Here is a 15,226-nt window from a genome sequence, read left to right as displayed (position 1 = left end):
CGCCTGGATCACCAGACTCGTTACACCTTCAGAGACGCCCCTGGGCGCGCGCGATTAACAGCAATGGCTTACAGCTTAATCAATGGACGTCTTTCCAGTATTCACGCTTGAGCAAGTAAGCGAATACGAAGAAGAACGCCAGGTACAGCAACACATAGGTACCGATGCGCTGATGCTGCAGCTTCACCGGGTTGGCCGAGTAGGCCAGGAAGGTCACCAGATTCTTGACCTTCTCGTTGAACTGCTCTTCGGTCAGCGTGCCGGTTTTCGGCAATACTGTCAGTTGATCGCAGGCTTCATGAGTCAAAGCGGTGCCAGTCAGCGGATCGTATTGCTTCTTGCCGTCATCGACGACTTGAACCTGTTTACAGCCTACCACTTGACGACCCTGCAAGCCGACCAGAACGTTAGGCATGCCGACGTTCGGGAACACCTTGTTGTTCACACCCCATGGGCGCGACGGATCTTCATAGAACGAACGCAGGTAGCCGTAGAGCCAGTCAGTGCCACGAACGCGAGCCACCAGGGTCAGATCGGGCGGCGCTGCACCAAACCAGGTTTTGGCGTCAGCCGGCTGCATGCCGATGCTCATGTGGTCGCCGATCTTGGCACCAGTGAACACCAGCTTCTCGAGCATCAGCTCATGAGGAATGCCCAGGTCATCGGCGACACGCTCGTAACGCTGGAACTTGGCACTGTGGCAGCCCATGCAATAGTTGGCGAACGTACGCGCGCCGTCCTGCATGGCAGCCTTGTCGGAAACGTCGATGTCGACTTTTTCCAGCTCTGGGCCGCCGTGTTCGGCCGCGAAGGACAGTGCTGGCAGAGCAGCAAGAATCAGTACAGCAAATAGTTTTTTCATCAGCCAGTCACCCTTTCCGGAACCGGTTTGGTCTTCTCGAGCCTGGTGTAGAACGGCATCAGAATGAAGTAGGCGAAGTACAGGAAGGTACAAACCTGCGACAGCAACGTACGTTCCGGGGTAGGCGCCATCACGCCCAGCCAGCCAAGAATCACGAAGGAGATGCAGAATACCCAGAGCCAGATCTTGCTCAGCCAACCCTTGTAGCGCATGGACTTGACCGGGCTACGGTCAAGCCAGGGCAGGACGAACAGCAAGGCAATCGAAGCACCCATGGCAACAACACCCAGGAGCTTGTCCGGAACTGCCCGCAGAATCGCGTAGAACGGCGTGAAGTACCAGACCGGAGCGATGTGCTCAGGGGTCTTGAAGGCGTTCGCCACTTCAAAGTTCGGCTTCTCGAGGAAGTAGCCGCCCATTTCCGGGAAGAAGAACACGATCGCGCAGAAGATGAACAGGAACACCACCACGCCGACGATATCTTTCACGGTGTAGTACGGATGGAAGGCAATGCCGTCCAGCGGTACGCCGTTTTCGTCTTTGTGTTTCTTGATGTCCACGCCGTCCGGGTTGTTCGAACCCACTTCGTGCAACGCCAGAATGTGCAGCACTACCAGGCCAAGGATCACGATCGGCAAGGCAACCACATGCAAGGCGAAGAAACGGTTCAGGGTAATACCGGAAATCAGGTAGTCACCACGGATCCACTGGGTCAGGTCGTTACCGATGACCGGGATCGCACCGAACAGCGAGATGATCACCTGGGCACCCCAGTAGGACATCTGGCCCCACGGCAGCAGGTAACCCATGAAGGCTTCAGCCATCAGCGCCAGGTAGATCAGCATGCCGAACACCCACACGAGCTCACGCGGCTTCTGGTACGAACCGTAGAGCAGGCCACGGAACATGTGCAGATAAACCACGATGAAGAACGCCGAAGCGCCGGTGGAGTGCAGCAGACGCAGGATCGAGCCGTACTCGACGTCGCGCATGATGTATTCGACGGAAGCGAATGCTTCTTCCGCCGACGGGGTGTAGCTCATGGTCAGCCAGACACCGGTAACGATCTGGTTGACCAGAACGAGCAGCGCCAGGGAGCCAAAGAAATAGAAGAAGTTGAAGTTCTTCGGGGCGTAATACTTGCTGAGATGGTCTTCCCACATTTTGGTTGCGGGGAAGCGCGCATCAACCCAATCCATGAACTTGCTCATCACGCTTTCTCCGTATCGACGCCAACGACAATGATGTCATCGGTCTCATAGGAATGCGGGGGAACTGGCAGGTTCAAAGGCGCGGGTTGCGACTTGTAGACGCGGCCAGCCAAATCGTAGTGGGAACCATGGCAAGGGCAGAAATAGCCCCCTACCCAATCCTTGCCCAGATCGGCAGGTGCCACTTCCGGACGGAAGGTCGGTGAGCAACCCAAGTGAGTGCAGATGCCGATCAGCAGCAGGACTTCTGGCTTGATCGAACGCGTCTGCGGGTCGACATAGGTCGGTTGCGTCGAGTTCTTGGAGGCGGGGTCAGACAGCTGGCCCTCAATCTTTTTCAGATTCCCCAGGATTTCCTCGGTACGGCGGACGATGAACACCGGCTGACCGCGCCACTCAGCAATCATTTGCTGGCCTGGCTCGATTTTGCTGACATTCACTTTCACCGGTGCACCTGCGGCTTTCGCCTTGGCACTGGGAAACCATGACCCCACGAACGGGACCGCAGCCCCCACCGCTCCTGCAGCACCCACCACGGATGTGGCTGCTACCAAGAAGCGACGCCGGCCTGCATTCACGCCGTCATTGCTCATTCAGTCCTCTCCCATCAGCTTTGTGGCCTGTTAAATCAGGCGTCTACTAAGTAAAAATCTGAACTTATAAAAATTTTGCCGAATGGTAATGAAAAGCCCCAATTCTGACAAGGTAATTACCGAAGGGCTCCACTGCCAAGCCTTGCAGTATAGGGCCTCTACGGATGTGGCAAGTTGTCACAGCGTAATTCGTTGATAAATCGCGCCCATAAAAAAACGCCCAGCTTCGCGAGGAAACTGGGCGTTCTTTTTGAACGTGAAAGCGAATTAACGCTTCGAGTACTGCGGACGCTTACGCGCTTTACGCAGACCAACTTTCTTACGTTCAACTTCACGTGCATCGCGGGTTACGAAGCCGGCTTTGCGCAGAGCAGAGCGCAGAGTTTCGTCGTAGTCCATCAGAGCGCGAGTGATACCGTGGCGGATTGCGCCAGCTTGACCACTTACACCACCGCCGATCACGGTGACGTAGATGTCGAACTTCTCGACAGTCTCAGTCAATTCCAGCGGCTGACGAACTACCATGCGGGCAGTTTCGCGGCCGAAGAAATTATCCAGCGAACGGTTGTTGATGGAGATGTTACCAGTGCCCGGACGCAGGAAAACGCGTGCGGTTGCAGTCTTGCGACGGCCAGTGCCGTAATTTTGAGTCGCCGACATAATGAACTATTCCGTTAAAACTTCAGTTCTTGGGGCTGCTGAGCAGTATGAGGGTGAGCAGCGCCCGCATAGACTTTCAGCTTACGATACATGTCGCGACCCAGCGGGTTCTTAGGCAGCATGCCTTTGACCGCGGTCTCGATCACGCGCTCAGGGGCTTTAGCGATCAGCTTTTCGAAGTTGATCGACTTGATGCCGCCCGGGAAACCGGAGTGGGAGTAGTACATTTTGTCAGTGGTTTTAGCGCCAGTAACACGTACTTGCTCAGCGTTGATTACGACGATGTAGTCGCCGGTGTCAACGTGAGGAGTGTACTCAGCCTTGTGCTTGCCACGCAGACGGCTCGCGATTTCAGTGGCCAGACGACCCAGGGTCTGACCAGCAGCGTCGACGACAAACCAGTCGCGCTTTACTGTTTCCGGTTTAGCAGTAAAAGTTTTCATTCTTTATAGCCTCAGGGGCCGCCCTGTAAATTAGACGGCGGATCTTACTGAATAGTGCGTACTTTGACAAGTCAAAGGCAGCCGGATACAGACGCTTTCGGGGGCTCGGGTCGGCGCGTCCGTTCAACGGCAAGATTCTTCGGCGGCGGCGCATCACTTCCACTGCAGAAAGAGGTGCGCAATTATGCAGATTGCGAAAAATATTTCAACCTGCTTTTATGATTGTTTTGCCCAAGGAGCACCCGATGGACTATCGCCAGCTAGGCCGTACCGATCTGAACGTGAGTGCAATCTGCCTCGGCACCATGACCTGGGGTGAGCAAAACAGCGAGGCTGAAGCCTTCGCCCAGATCGAACGTGCCAAGGGTGCCGGGATCAATTTCATCGACACCGCCGAGATGTACCCGGTGCCGCCCAAGGCCGACACCTACGCCACCACCGAGCGCTACATCGGCAACTACTTCAAAAGTCGCGGCGATCGCGCCGACTGGATCCTGGCAAGCAAGATCGCCGGCCCCGGCAACACCATCGACTACATCCGTGACAAAAACCTGCGGCACAACCGCCAACACATCAGCGAAGCCGTGGACGCCAGTCTCAAGCGCCTGCAAACCGACTACATCGATCTGTATCAGTTGCACTGGCCGGAACGCAGCACCAATTTCTTCGGTCAGCTCGGCTACAAGCACAAGATAGAAGCCAATCTGACGCCACTGGAGGACACCCTCGAAGCGCTGGACGAGCAGGTCAAGGCAGGCAAGATCCGCCACATCGGCCTGTCCAACGAAACCCCGTGGGGCACCATGCGCTTCCTTGCCCTCGCCGAAGCCCGTGGCTGGCCCCGCGCGGTATCCATCCAGAACCCTTACAACCTGCTCAATCGCAGCTTCGAAGTCGGCCTGGCGGAAATTGCCATCCGCGAACAGTGCGGCTTGCTGGCCTACTCGCCACTGGCGTTCGGCTTTCTGTCGGGCAAGTACGAAGGTGGCGCGCGTCCGCCCAAAGGTCGCCTGAGCCTCTACAGCCGCTTCAGCCGCTATTTCAACCCACAGTCGGAAGCAGCGTGCAGTCGTTACGTGGCACTGGCCCGTAAACATGGCCTGGACCCGGCGCAGATGGCGCTGGCGTTCGTCACACAACAGCCATTCGTGACCAGCAACATCATTGGCGCCACGACGCTTGAGCAACTGGACAGCAACATTGCCAGCTTCGATCTGAAGCTGTCGGATGAAGTGCTGGCAGGCATTGAATCGATTCACCAGGATCAGCCAAATCCGGCACCTTGATTGATAGGTAAAAAGCGTTCGCGAGCAAGCCCGCTCCCACAGTTGATCCGCGTTGATGTACACATTTGTACTCGACGCAGAACCCTATGGGAGCGCACGCGTAGGCGATCTCGAACTCACCAACTTATCAAAGCGACCGCGCAATAATCTCCTTCATGATTTCATTGGTCCCGGCATAAATCCGCTGCACCCGCGCATCCGCCCACGCCCGAGCGATCGGGTATTCCCACATGAATCCGTAACCGCCATGCAACTGCACGCACTCGTCGAGCACCTTGCATTGCAGGTCGGTGCCCCAGTACTTGGCCATCGCTGCCGTCGGCACGTCGAGCTTGCCTTGCAGATGCAGCTCCAGGCAGCGATCGACGAAGACCCGGCCGATCTGGATCTCGGTCGCCATTTCAGCGAGCTTGAAGCGGGTGTTCTGGAAGTCGGCGATGGCTTTGCCGAACGCCCTGCGCTCACGGGTGTAATCCAGCGTCCATTGCAACGCCGCTTCGGCTGACGCCAGGCCACCCACTGCGACCGTCAGACGCTCCTGCGGCAATTCCTGCATCAGGTATGCGAAGCCCATCCCGGCCTGGCCCAGCAGGTTTTCCTTGGGCACCCGAACGTCCTGGAAGAACAGTTCCGAGGTGTCCTGAGCCTTCATACCAACCTTTTCCAGACGCTTGCCCTTGGCGAATCCCGGCGTATTGGCTTCCACCAAAAACAGACTGGTGCCCTTCGCCCCGGCCTTCGGATCAGTCTTGGCCACGACGATCACCAAGTCAGCCAGAAAGCCGTTGGTGATGAAAGTCTTCGAACCGTTGATCACGTATTCGTCGCCCTCCAGCACCGCGGTAGTCTTCACCCCTTGCAGGTCGGAGCCGGCACCCGGCTCGGTCATGGCAATCGCAGTGACCATCTCGCCAGATACCAGCTTGGGCAGGTATTTGTGCTTCAGCGCCTCACTGCCGTAATGCAGGATGTAGGGCGCAACAATGTCCGAATGAAGAGAAAAGCCGATCCCGGTCAGTCCCAGACGACCGACCTCCTCGATCACCACCGCGCTATAGAGAAAGTCTGCCCCCAGCCCGCCATATTCTTCCGGCAGATGCGAACAGAGCATCCCCGCCTCCCCCGCCTTGTTCCAGAGATTGCGGTCGATATAGCCTTGTTTTTCCCATTGCCCATGGAACGGCACGGCCTCTTTTTCGAGGAACGTTCGCACGCTGTCGCGAAAAAGCTCGTGCTCGGGGCTGAACAAGGTTCTGGGGATCATGCGTCACCTGTCGTTATTGTCAGACGGAATTGATCTTCAGAGACTAAGCCTCGCTTCCGATACAGGACACTGGACACATCCGACAAAAAATAAGACGATCCAGCCGTCTGGTGACCACTTTCCCCTATAAGAATAAAGTTGAATTATGTCTAACCAAGCCTCCAAGCCCTTGCGGCGCGTCAGCATCCTGGCTATCGACCGGGTTTTCGCTTCCACCCTCATGCAAGCCAAGGATTTCTTCCATCTGGCCAGCCTGCGCTATGGCAAACAACTGGGCCACGGCCTGACACCGGCGTTCGAAACCCGGCTGGTCAGCCCTGACGGCAAACCGGTGAACAGCTTCAGCGATGTGATCATGCCAGTGGACGGCGGCCTGGAAAATGCCGACGTCATCATCCTCCCCGCCTTCTGGGACGATTTCGACACGCTCTGCAAACGTTATCCACAGGTCCTGCCGTGGCTGCGCGAACAACACGCCCGCGGGGCAGTGCTGTGTGGCGAGGCCACGGGGGTGTTCTGGCTCGCCGAAGCCGGGCTGCTCAACGGTAAGGAAGCGACCACGTACTGGCGCTTCTTCAATGCTTTCGCCGAGCGCTTCCCGCAGGTTCACCTCAATCAGGACAAACACCTGACCGACGCCGACAACCTGTATTGCGCCGGCGGCACCACCTCGGCCTGTGACCTCTACATTTACCTGATCGAACGCTTTTGCGGTGCCAACGTGGCCCAGGCCGTGGCTCGCGACATTCTCTACGAAGTGCAGCGCAGCTATGCGCCGGGGCGGATCGGTTTCGGCGGGCAGAAACTGCACCAGGATGTGATCATCCTGCAGATCCAGCATTGGCTCGAAGAACACTTCGCCGATAAATTCCGCTTCGAAGACGTGGCCCGCGAACACGGCATGAGCATTCGCAACTTCATGCGCCGCTTCCAGACCGCCACCGGCGATAAACCGCTGCATTACCTGCAACGCCTACGCATCGAGACCGCCAAGGGCTTGTTGTCCGGCAGCCGCAAGAGCATCAAGACCATCAGCTATGAAGTCGGATACGACGATGCGAGCTTCTTCGCCCGACTGTTCCGCCAGCACACGGAGTTGTCGCCGAATCAATATCGGCAGCAGTTTCAACAAGCAGCTTAAGGGCTAGACACCAATCCGCATTGGCTCTTCAGCGCGCACAAAAAAGGGCCTGCATTGCAGGCCCTTTTTTATTTTCCGAAATGTCCTACGGCTTGTGCGCCCGGGACAGGAATTCGTGAGACTGCATTTCCAGCAAGCGGCTAAGCGTGCGCTGGAACTCGAAGGTCAGGCGACCGCCGGTGTAGAGGTCTTTAAGCTCGACTTCGGCAGAGATGATCAGCTTCACGTTGCGGTCGTAGAACTCGTCGACCATGTTGATAAAACGTCGGGCGATGTCGTCGGTGGTGACGCTCATCTGCTCGACGCCGCTGAGCAACACGGCATGGAAGATCTTGCCCAGTTCGATGTAGTCGTTCTGGCTGCGCGGGCCGTCGCACAGTTCGCGGAAGTCGAACCAGGCCACGTCATCGCAGGTGCGCACGGCGCGGATTTCACGGTTCTCGATCATCAGCACGTCGTTCTCGACGGCAGCCGTGCATTCCGGCGTCAGGGCCCGGAAGCTCTTGCGCAGGCTTTCCTGGGCGGCTTCATCCAGCGGGAAGTGGAACAGCTCCGCTTGCTCGAGGTGACGCAGACGGTAATCGACGCCGCTGTCGACGTTGACGATCTCGGTGTTCTGCTTGATCAGCGCAATGGCCGGCAAGAAGCGCGCACGTTGCAGGCCGTCCTTGTACAGACCGTCCGGCACGATGTTCGAGGTCGCGACCAGGGTCACGCCGTTCTTGAACAGTTCTTCCATCAGCGTGCCAAGGATCATGGCGTCGGTGATGTCGGAGACGAAGAATTCATCGAAACAGATCACTCGCGTCTCGTCGGAAAAGCGCTTGGCGATGATCGTCAGCGGGTTTTTCTCGCCGCCCAGAGTCTTCATCTCTTCGTGCACGCGCTTCATGAAGCGGTGGAAGTGAGTACGGGTCTTTTCCTTGAACGGCAGCGCTTCAAAGAAGGTGTCGACCAGGTAAGTCTTGCCGCGACCCACGCCGCCCCAGAAATACAGGCCCTTGACCGGTGCCTGGTCTTTCTTGCCAAACAGTTTGCCGAGCAGGCCCGGTTTGTTCTGCGAGGCCGCGACCAGATCGTCGTACAGACGCTGCAAATGACGCACTGCCGTTTCCTGCGCAGCATCGTGGAAGAATTCCGGGCGTTTCAGATCAGCTTGATATCGTTCTAGGGGCGTCATAATTCGTTAGCAAGGCAACAAAAACGGGGCGTCACTGTAGCGACGGCCCGTGGGAATGGCAATCGGCCCTTGGTCGGACCGAGCCGTTGTTTATTCCTGAACCGGTGTCAGCGCAACCCGCAACGCGCCAATGGCAGCATCACGAGCAGTGCTGTCGGCGAAGGCCGGGCTGTCGGCCACGCACTCGCCTTCCAGCCAGACACTGAAGCTCAGGTCTTCACTGCGCACGTCCAATGGCTGGCCAGATTGCAGTTGTTTGGTCACCTGACCTGCGGTTTTGCCATCGGCGAAGTGGCGCGACAGCAGCAGCTGCTCGCCATCGGCCGCCAGCAGACGGAAGCGGAAACTGCCATCGTCTTCACGGAAGCTGACAAAACGCGCGGCTTTCGCGGCTTTCTTCTTGGTGGTGGCAGCCACTTGAGTCTGGGCGACGAAAGAACGCAGGCCGACCGCTTCACGCAGTTCGTTGAGGAACGGCGTGGCCACGGCACGCGCCTTTTTGGCGCCGAGCTGCAGGATGTCTTCCAGGTCGGCCGGGCGTTCGATCAGTTGGTTATAACGCTCGCGGGACTCGCCCAACTCGTTGTCCAGCAACTGGAACAGGCGATTCTTCGCCTCGCCCCAACCCAGGCCCTGGAGCAATTCGCTGCGGAATTCGTCGGCTTGTGCCGGCGTAGCGAAGGCCTGGAACAAGGTGAACAGGTGCGAGTTGTCCGGATCTTTGGCTTCGCCCGGGGCACGGGAGTCGGTCACGATCCGCGAAATCGCGTCTTTCATTTCTTTGGCGCTGCTGAACAACGGAATGGTGTTGTCGTAGCTCTTCGACATCTTGCGACCGTCGAGACCGGGCAACGTGGCAACGCTCTCCTCGATCAATGCTTCGGGCATGGTGAAGAACTCCTTGCCCTGGCCGAACAAATGGTTGAAGCGCTGGCCGATGTCCCGGGCCATTTCCACGTGCTGGATCTGGTCGCGACCGACCGGCACCTTGTGGGCGTTGAACATCAGGATGTCTGCGGCCATCAGCACCGGGTAGCTGTACAGGCCCATGGTGATGCCCGCATCCGGGTCTTCGCCATTCTCGACGTTCTTGTCCACCGATGCCTTGTAGGCATGGGCGCGGTTGAGCAGGCCCTTGGCGGCCACACAGGTCAGCAGCCAGGTCAGCTCCGGGATTTCCGGGATGTCGGACTGGCGATAGAAGGTCACCCGGTCCACGTCCAGACCACCGGCCAGCCAGGTCGCAGCGATTTCCAGACGCGAGCGCTGGATGCGCAGCGGGTCATCGCATTTGATCAGGGCGTGGTAGTCGGCCAGGAAGTAGAACGAATCGGCATTGCTATCGCGGCTGGCAAGAATCGCCGGGCGGATAGCCCCCGCGTAATTGCCCAGGTGCGGCGTGCCGGTGGTAGTGATGCCGGTGAGGATACGGGTACGAGTCGTCATGGGTAATCGCTTGTCAGACTGCAATCAATTCGAAAGACGCGGCAGGATCAGATCCTTGAGATCGGTCAGCTTGCCATGAAAAAAGTGTCCGCATTCTGCCACTTTCAGCAGCTCATGGGGGCGATCGAGTGCGTCGGACCAATCGTAAACGAGTTGCGGATCGATCACTTCGTCGGTTTCCGGCTGGATCACGGTCAATGTACCTTGGTGCGGCAGTTGATCCTGATCGCCCAGACGCATGACCGCAGGCGCGACCATGAACAGATGCTTGATCTGCTCACCCTTGGCCTCCAGCCGTCCGCCGAGACTGGCTGCAACAAAACCGCCGAAGGAGAAACCGAACAGGGTCAAGGGTAATTCAGGATGTTTGGCCCGCAGCCACTCGGCGGCTGCCTGGGCATCGTCGACTTCGCCGGAGCCCATGTCGTGCGAGCCTTCACTGGCGCCAACGCCACGGTAGTTGAAACGCAAGGTAATCAAACCGGCGTCCCGCGCGGTGCGCTGCAGGGTCGAGACGACTTTGTTGAGCATGGTGCCGCCCTGCACCGGGTTCGGATGGCAGATCAGCGCCAGACCGCGGGGCTGCTCATTTTCCAGGCCCTTGTTTTCCAGATACAGGGCCTCCAACTGCCCCACCGGGCCATCAATCACTACAGGGGTTTCGCGCATAAGCAAGGAAGGAACTCCGTGACCTCGAATCGGGTCGACTCGTCTAGCAAATTGTCTGTGCCAATCTATTGCGAGTGAATCGCGGTATACAGCGCAGGTTCGAGCCGTTAACGTAAAGCAAAGCCGTTTATAGAGGAAGGACTCGTGGAACACTCGCTCTTAGTTTGGTTGTTGCCGACTCTTGCCCTGGTTGTGGGTGTCGCCATTGGATTCCTGATCGCTCGCCTGGTGCCGAATGCCGCTCCGAGCAGCACGCAACGTCAGCTGGATGATATTCAGGAACGTTTTGACAAGTATCAGAACGAAGTGGTCACCCACTTCAACAGCACTGCATCCCTGGTCAAGAAACTGACTCAGAGCTATCAGGAAGTGCAGGATCATCTCGCCGAGGGTGCCAACCGCCTGGCCCTGGACGAACAGACTCGCCAACGCTTGCTGGCTGCCCTGCACGCCGACGCGGCGCAGGCTCCACGGGAACGCCTGACGCCACCGCGCGATCAGGAACCGCCTCGCGACTACGCCCCCAAAGCCCCGAACGCGCCGGGCATGCTCGATGAGCATTACGGCCTGAAGAAGTAATCAGGTTTCGCGCGACATGAAAAAGCCCTCGGACGAGTGATTGTCCGGGGGCTTTTTTAATTCTGAAGTTTTCATCGCCTGAACAAGCGGCACAAAAAATGCCCGATCCTTTAAGGATCGGGCATTTTCATTTCAGGGAGAGATCAGCCTCTCATGGGTACTGCTGAACAGTGCCTTGCTGTTGCTGACCGCCGTATTGCTGGCCCGGAATCGCCTTCAGGTTGACCTCGACGCGGCGGTTCTGTGCCCGGCCATTGGCATCACCGTTGCTGGCAATCGGGTTATCCGGCCCGGCACCACGTGCCGACAGGTTGGCGCCGCTGACACCCTGAGAGGTCAGGTAGGTCGCTACGCTCTGCGCACGACGCTGGGACAGGTCCATGTTGTGCTGGCGGCTGCCGGTGCTGTCGGTGTAGCCGACGATCTCGATCTGGTTCTGGTTGAACTCCTTGAGCGAGCCCGCCAGGTTGTTCAGCGGCTGGTAGAAACTCGATGCGATGTTCGCCGAATCGGTGGCGAACGTGATGTTGCCCGGCATGATCAGCTTGATCTGATCGCCTTGACGCTGCACCTCAACCCCGGTGTTGGCCATGCTGGCCCGCAGTTTTTTCTCTTGCTGGTCGGCGTAGTAACCGTAACCGGCGGCAGAAGCACCCACCACGGCGGCGCCAATCAGCGCGCCCTTGCCACGGTTATCGTGACTGATGGCAGCACCGGCCAACGCACCGGCCAGGGCGCCGAGGCCACCGTATTTGGCGGTTTTGCTCATGCCCGTGGAGCTGCCATCAGCCTGACCCTGGTTGTCATAAGGGTTCGGCGATGCGCAACCGGACAACAGAGCCACCGCAGTAGCGACAACAATCAAACGACGCGAGGTGAACATGGAGGAGCTCCTACTTTTTTGCATTCTGTGGTGCAACGGACTTAAGCAATGAACCTTTGCGGGCTTTGGATCACTGGCAACGACAAAAATTCCGTCAGTGCCATTCAAGCTCGCACAAAGGGGTTACCGCGCATTTCATCGCCCAGACAGGTGTCCGGACCATGCCCGGCCACTACGGTGGCCTCTTCGTCGAGGGTATACAACCGCTGCTTGATCGATCGCACGAGTGTTGCCTGATCACCACCCCACAAATCCGTACGCCCTACCCCACGCTTGAACAGCGTGTCACCGGCAATCAGCAGCTTAGCCTCTGAAAACCAAAAGCTCATGGAACCTGGCGTATGACCCGGCGTGTGCAACGCCACGCCACATCCGCAGGCCAGCTCTTCTTCATCGGCCAGCCAGCGATCTGGTGATGGTACCGGGGTGTAAGGCACGCCGAACATCTGGCACTGCATCTCCAGGTTGTCCCAGAGAAATTGATCTTCTTTATGCAGGTGCAGGGTTGCGCCGGTTTTCTCCTTCAACTGGCCGGAGGCCAGGAAGTGATCGAGGTGCGCGTGGGTATGAATGATGCTGACCACCTTCAGGCCCAAGGCGTCGAGGCGCGCGAGGATCAGCTCGTGATTGCCGCCCGGGTCGACGACGATGGCTTTTTTAGTGATGGGGTCGCCGATGATTGTGCAGTTGCACTGCAAAGGGCCGACGGGGAAGGTTTCGCGGATGAGGGTTGGGCTTGGGACAGTCATGGGAAGTCGATGGCCTGTATTGAACGGAATGCCGAGAGCTTTACTTCAGGATTCTACGCCACTTGCCGATACAGTTAGCCGGGCCAGTTATTTGACGCCACCAAACAGAAAAATAGTGGCCATATGATATCTCAATCGTGCAAAATCGTACTTTTGTAGCGGTCGCATTCGGGAAGGACCGCAGCGCACTCAGGAATTTCGCATGCCTACGCCGTTGTCTTACTCATTTAGCTTTCCTTCGATGCTGACTGGCGACAAAGCCGTCGACAGCCTGATTTCCGGAACCTATTGGCTAGGTTCAAACTGGAGTGTCTTCGGGCCCACCAATCTCAGCTACAGTTTTATTACATCAACCACCTCGTATTTTGCCACCAACTATAGCCCCGACAATGAGTACACCAACGCGTATGCCCTGACATCTGCGCAGCAAAACGCAGTCATCAGCGCGCTAAGTACCTGGAGCGCCGTTGCCAATCTCAATTTCACGCAGACCAGCGACACTCTCACAAATGTCGGCGATTTGCGATTTGGCGGCTACTTGTCGATGGATGCGCAGACGGCGGCCTGGGCCTATTTCCCCGCCGATACTCCCAATGCAGGGGATGTATGGATCGGTCCGGCGACAAACAATGCCAACCCTGTCAAAGGCACTTACGACTATTTGACCTTTGTACACGAAATCGGCCATGCGCTCGGCCTGAAGCATCCGTTCTCCGCGAGTTCGACAAACGCCACCTTGCTTGATGCATCAATGGACGATGTCCGTTACACCGTCATGAGTTACAACGACTCATATTCTTATCAACCGACTACGCCGATGCTGCTGGACATTCTCGCCATTCAGAGTCTGTACGGAGCCAATACTCAGTGGCAGACCGGTAACAATACCTACAGTTGGGCGTCTGACCAGTCGATTTTCGAGACTATCTGGGATGCTGGTGGTAACGACACTATCGATGGCAGCAATCAGCTTCAGTCAGTGCGCATCAATCTGAACGAAGGCGCTTTCAGTACGATTGGTAAGGCGTTTGTAGATCTCACAACACAAGCCGCTGTCACTGACGGATTGGCGATTGCCTTCGGCACGAAGATAGAGAACGCGACCGGGTCAGCTTTTGATGACATTCTGATCGGGAATGCTCTGGGTAATGCACTTAATGGTGGTAAAGGTGCGGACATCATGCAGGGAGGTGATGGCAACGACGTCTACTATGTGGACAACGTCGGTGACAGCATTATTGAGTTTGCAACTGCTTCTTCGGGAACAGACACCGTCATTTCTTCGATAAGTTATGTCCTCGGCACCAACCTTGAGAACCTGACTCTAACAGGAGCCTCCAACCTCAATGGCACCGGTAATGCCCTGAACAATATCCTTGTCGGTAATATTGGCAGCAACATTCTGGACGGTGGTCTAGGTGCCGATACACTAATCGGTGGGGCTGGCAACGACACTTATATCGTCGATAACACTCAGGATGTCGTTAGCGAATCCAGCACCCTGCCTAACGAGATCGACAACGTCCTCGCGTCTGTCAGCTTCACTCTGAGCGCCAACGTTGAAAACCTCACCCTGACCGGCACCGACAACATCAATGCCATTGGTAACGCCCAGAACAACGTACTGATCGGTAACACTGGCAACAATGAACTATTCGGCGGCGCAGGCCTGGACACCTTGATCGGAGGTGCAGGCAATGACATCTACTATCTTGATCAGGCTGGCGAGCTCGTGTTGTTGCAGGAAAACGCCAACGAAGGCCGTGATAGCCTGAACATCACATACGCCGCCACGGCGCAGACAAACGTCATCGACATGAGCCAGAGCAGCCTTCAAAACGTCGAAAACGTTATGCTGATCGGCGCGGGGGCGTTCACCGTGATCGGTAACGATCTGGACAATACTCTACTCGGCAACAATGCCAACAACACCCTTCAGGGTGGCACCGGTAACGACCAGTTGGACGGCGGTGCAGGCGCCGATACGTTGAGCGGAGGCATTGGCAATGATACGTTCACCGTCGATAACGCTAGCGACACGGTCATCGAATTGGCAGGCGAAGGCCGTGACCTGATTCGCACCTCGATCAGCTATACCCTCTCGGCCAACGTTGAAGACGGCCTGCTGCTGGGTACTGCCGCGATTGATCTATACGGCAACAATCTCGACAACGTCTTGAGCGGTAACAGTAGCAACAACACCCTGAACGGCGGCCTCGGTGCCGACACCCTGATCGGCGGCGGCGGTGTCGATACCTAC

The 15,226-nt window shown here is 57.2% G+C and carries 15 protein-coding genes; 4 read left to right on the top strand and 11 right to left on the bottom strand.

The window, feature by feature from the left end:
* Nucleotides 1–79: 79 nt before the first annotated feature.
* The 5 genes from AC30D7_RS26705 to rplM all read right to left on the bottom strand — a co-directional run bounded on the left by AC30D7_RS26705 (nucleotide 80) and on the right by rplM (nucleotide 3,769).
* The gene (locus AC30D7_RS26705; RefSeq protein ID WP_490136068.1) at nucleotides 80–862 is read right to left on the bottom strand and encodes a cytochrome c1; all 783 of its coding nucleotides are present in this window, start codon (nucleotides 860–862) and stop codon (nucleotides 80–82) included.
* The gene (locus AC30D7_RS26700; RefSeq protein WP_018930119.1) at nucleotides 862–2,073 is read right to left on the bottom strand and encodes a cytochrome b; all 1,212 of its coding nucleotides are present in this window, start codon (nucleotides 2,071–2,073) and stop codon (nucleotides 862–864) included. The genes AC30D7_RS26705 and AC30D7_RS26700 overlap by 1 nt, the downstream gene beginning before the upstream one ends.
* Nucleotides 2,073–2,666: a ubiquinol-cytochrome c reductase iron-sulfur subunit gene (gene petA, locus AC30D7_RS26695; RefSeq protein WP_007939825.1), complete on the bottom strand. Its 594-nt coding sequence runs from the start codon at nucleotides 2,664–2,666 to the stop codon at nucleotides 2,073–2,075. The genes AC30D7_RS26700 and petA overlap by 1 nt, the downstream gene beginning before the upstream one ends.
* Before the next feature lie 267 nt (nucleotides 2,667–2,933).
* Nucleotides 2,934–3,326: a 30S ribosomal protein S9 gene (rpsI, locus tag AC30D7_RS26690; protein WP_003228056.1), complete on the bottom strand. Its 393-nt coding sequence runs from the start codon at nucleotides 3,324–3,326 to the stop codon at nucleotides 2,934–2,936.
* A gap of 14 nt (nucleotides 3,327–3,340) precedes the next feature.
* A complete protein-coding gene (gene rplM, locus AC30D7_RS26685) occupies nucleotides 3,341–3,769 on the bottom strand; it encodes a 50S ribosomal protein L13 (RefSeq protein ID WP_007939824.1) in 429 nt (142 codons plus the stop codon).
* Nucleotides 3,770–4,014: 245 nt separating this feature from the next.
* Here rplM and AC30D7_RS26680 point away from each other — a divergent pair, with 245 nt between their 5' ends.
* Complete coding sequence (locus tag AC30D7_RS26680) at nucleotides 4,015–5,055, top strand: NADP(H)-dependent aldo-keto reductase (RefSeq protein WP_490136067.1); 1,041 nt, start codon at nucleotides 4,015–4,017, stop codon at nucleotides 5,053–5,055.
* A 127-nt stretch (nucleotides 5,056–5,182) separates the two neighbouring features.
* Here the strand turns inward: AC30D7_RS26680 and AC30D7_RS26675 are convergent, their stop codons facing one another.
* Nucleotides 5,183–6,319, bottom strand: coding sequence for an acyl-CoA dehydrogenase family protein (locus AC30D7_RS26675; protein ID WP_490136066.1), 1,137 nt, complete (start codon nucleotides 6,317–6,319; stop codon nucleotides 5,183–5,185).
* A 244-nt stretch (nucleotides 6,320–6,563) separates the two neighbouring features.
* Here AC30D7_RS26675 and AC30D7_RS26670 point away from each other — a divergent pair, with 244 nt between their 5' ends.
* Nucleotides 6,564–7,460: a GlxA family transcriptional regulator gene (locus tag AC30D7_RS26670; protein WP_172901249.1), complete on the top strand. Its 897-nt coding sequence runs from the start codon at nucleotides 6,564–6,566 to the stop codon at nucleotides 7,458–7,460.
* An 85-nt stretch (nucleotides 7,461–7,545) separates the two neighbouring features.
* Here the strand turns inward: AC30D7_RS26670 and zapE are convergent, their stop codons facing one another.
* From zapE to AC30D7_RS26655, 3 genes are all read right to left on the bottom strand, one after another.
* A complete protein-coding gene (zapE, locus tag AC30D7_RS26665; protein ID WP_019582361.1) occupies nucleotides 7,546–8,640 on the bottom strand; it encodes a cell division protein ZapE in 1,095 nt (364 codons plus the stop codon).
* Nucleotides 8,641–8,730: 90 nt separating this feature from the next.
* Nucleotides 8,731–10,086: a tryptophan--tRNA ligase gene (locus tag AC30D7_RS26660; RefSeq protein ID WP_490136065.1), complete on the bottom strand. Its 1,356-nt coding sequence runs from the start codon at nucleotides 10,084–10,086 to the stop codon at nucleotides 8,731–8,733.
* Nucleotides 10,087–10,110: 24 nt separating this feature from the next.
* On the bottom strand, nucleotides 10,111–10,755 hold the full coding sequence (locus tag AC30D7_RS26655) for an alpha/beta hydrolase (protein ID WP_490136064.1): 645 nt from the start codon (nucleotides 10,753–10,755) through the stop codon (nucleotides 10,111–10,113).
* Nucleotides 10,756–10,899: 144 nt separating this feature from the next.
* Between AC30D7_RS26655 and AC30D7_RS26650 the strand changes: the two genes are divergently transcribed.
* A complete protein-coding gene (locus AC30D7_RS26650) occupies nucleotides 10,900–11,334 on the top strand; it encodes a Z-ring associated ZapG family protein (protein ID WP_490136063.1) in 435 nt (144 codons plus the stop codon).
* 151 nt (nucleotides 11,335–11,485) lie between these two features.
* Here the strand turns inward: AC30D7_RS26650 and AC30D7_RS26645 are convergent, their stop codons facing one another.
* A complete protein-coding gene (locus tag AC30D7_RS26645) occupies nucleotides 11,486–12,217 on the bottom strand; it encodes a YiaD family glycine zipper/OmpA-like lipoprotein (RefSeq protein WP_305411185.1) in 732 nt (243 codons plus the stop codon).
* A 104-nt stretch (nucleotides 12,218–12,321) separates the two neighbouring features.
* Nucleotides 12,322–12,966 (bottom strand): MBL fold metallo-hydrolase, encoded by a 645-nt coding sequence (locus tag AC30D7_RS26640; RefSeq protein WP_490136062.1) that lies wholly within the window; start codon nucleotides 12,964–12,966, stop codon nucleotides 12,322–12,324.
* A gap of 202 nt (nucleotides 12,967–13,168) precedes the next feature.
* On the opposite strand from AC30D7_RS26640, the gene AC30D7_RS26635 reads away from it, so the two are divergent.
* On the top strand, nucleotides 13,169–15,226 hold a 2,058-nt coding region (locus tag AC30D7_RS26635; protein WP_490136061.1), incomplete at its 3' end, for a M10 family metallopeptidase C-terminal domain-containing protein.

Source organism: Pseudomonas sp. DF5, from assembly GCF_058148225.1.
The sequence above is the reverse complement of the archived record's forward strand: the minus strand, read 5'-3'. Positions and strand labels throughout refer to the sequence as shown.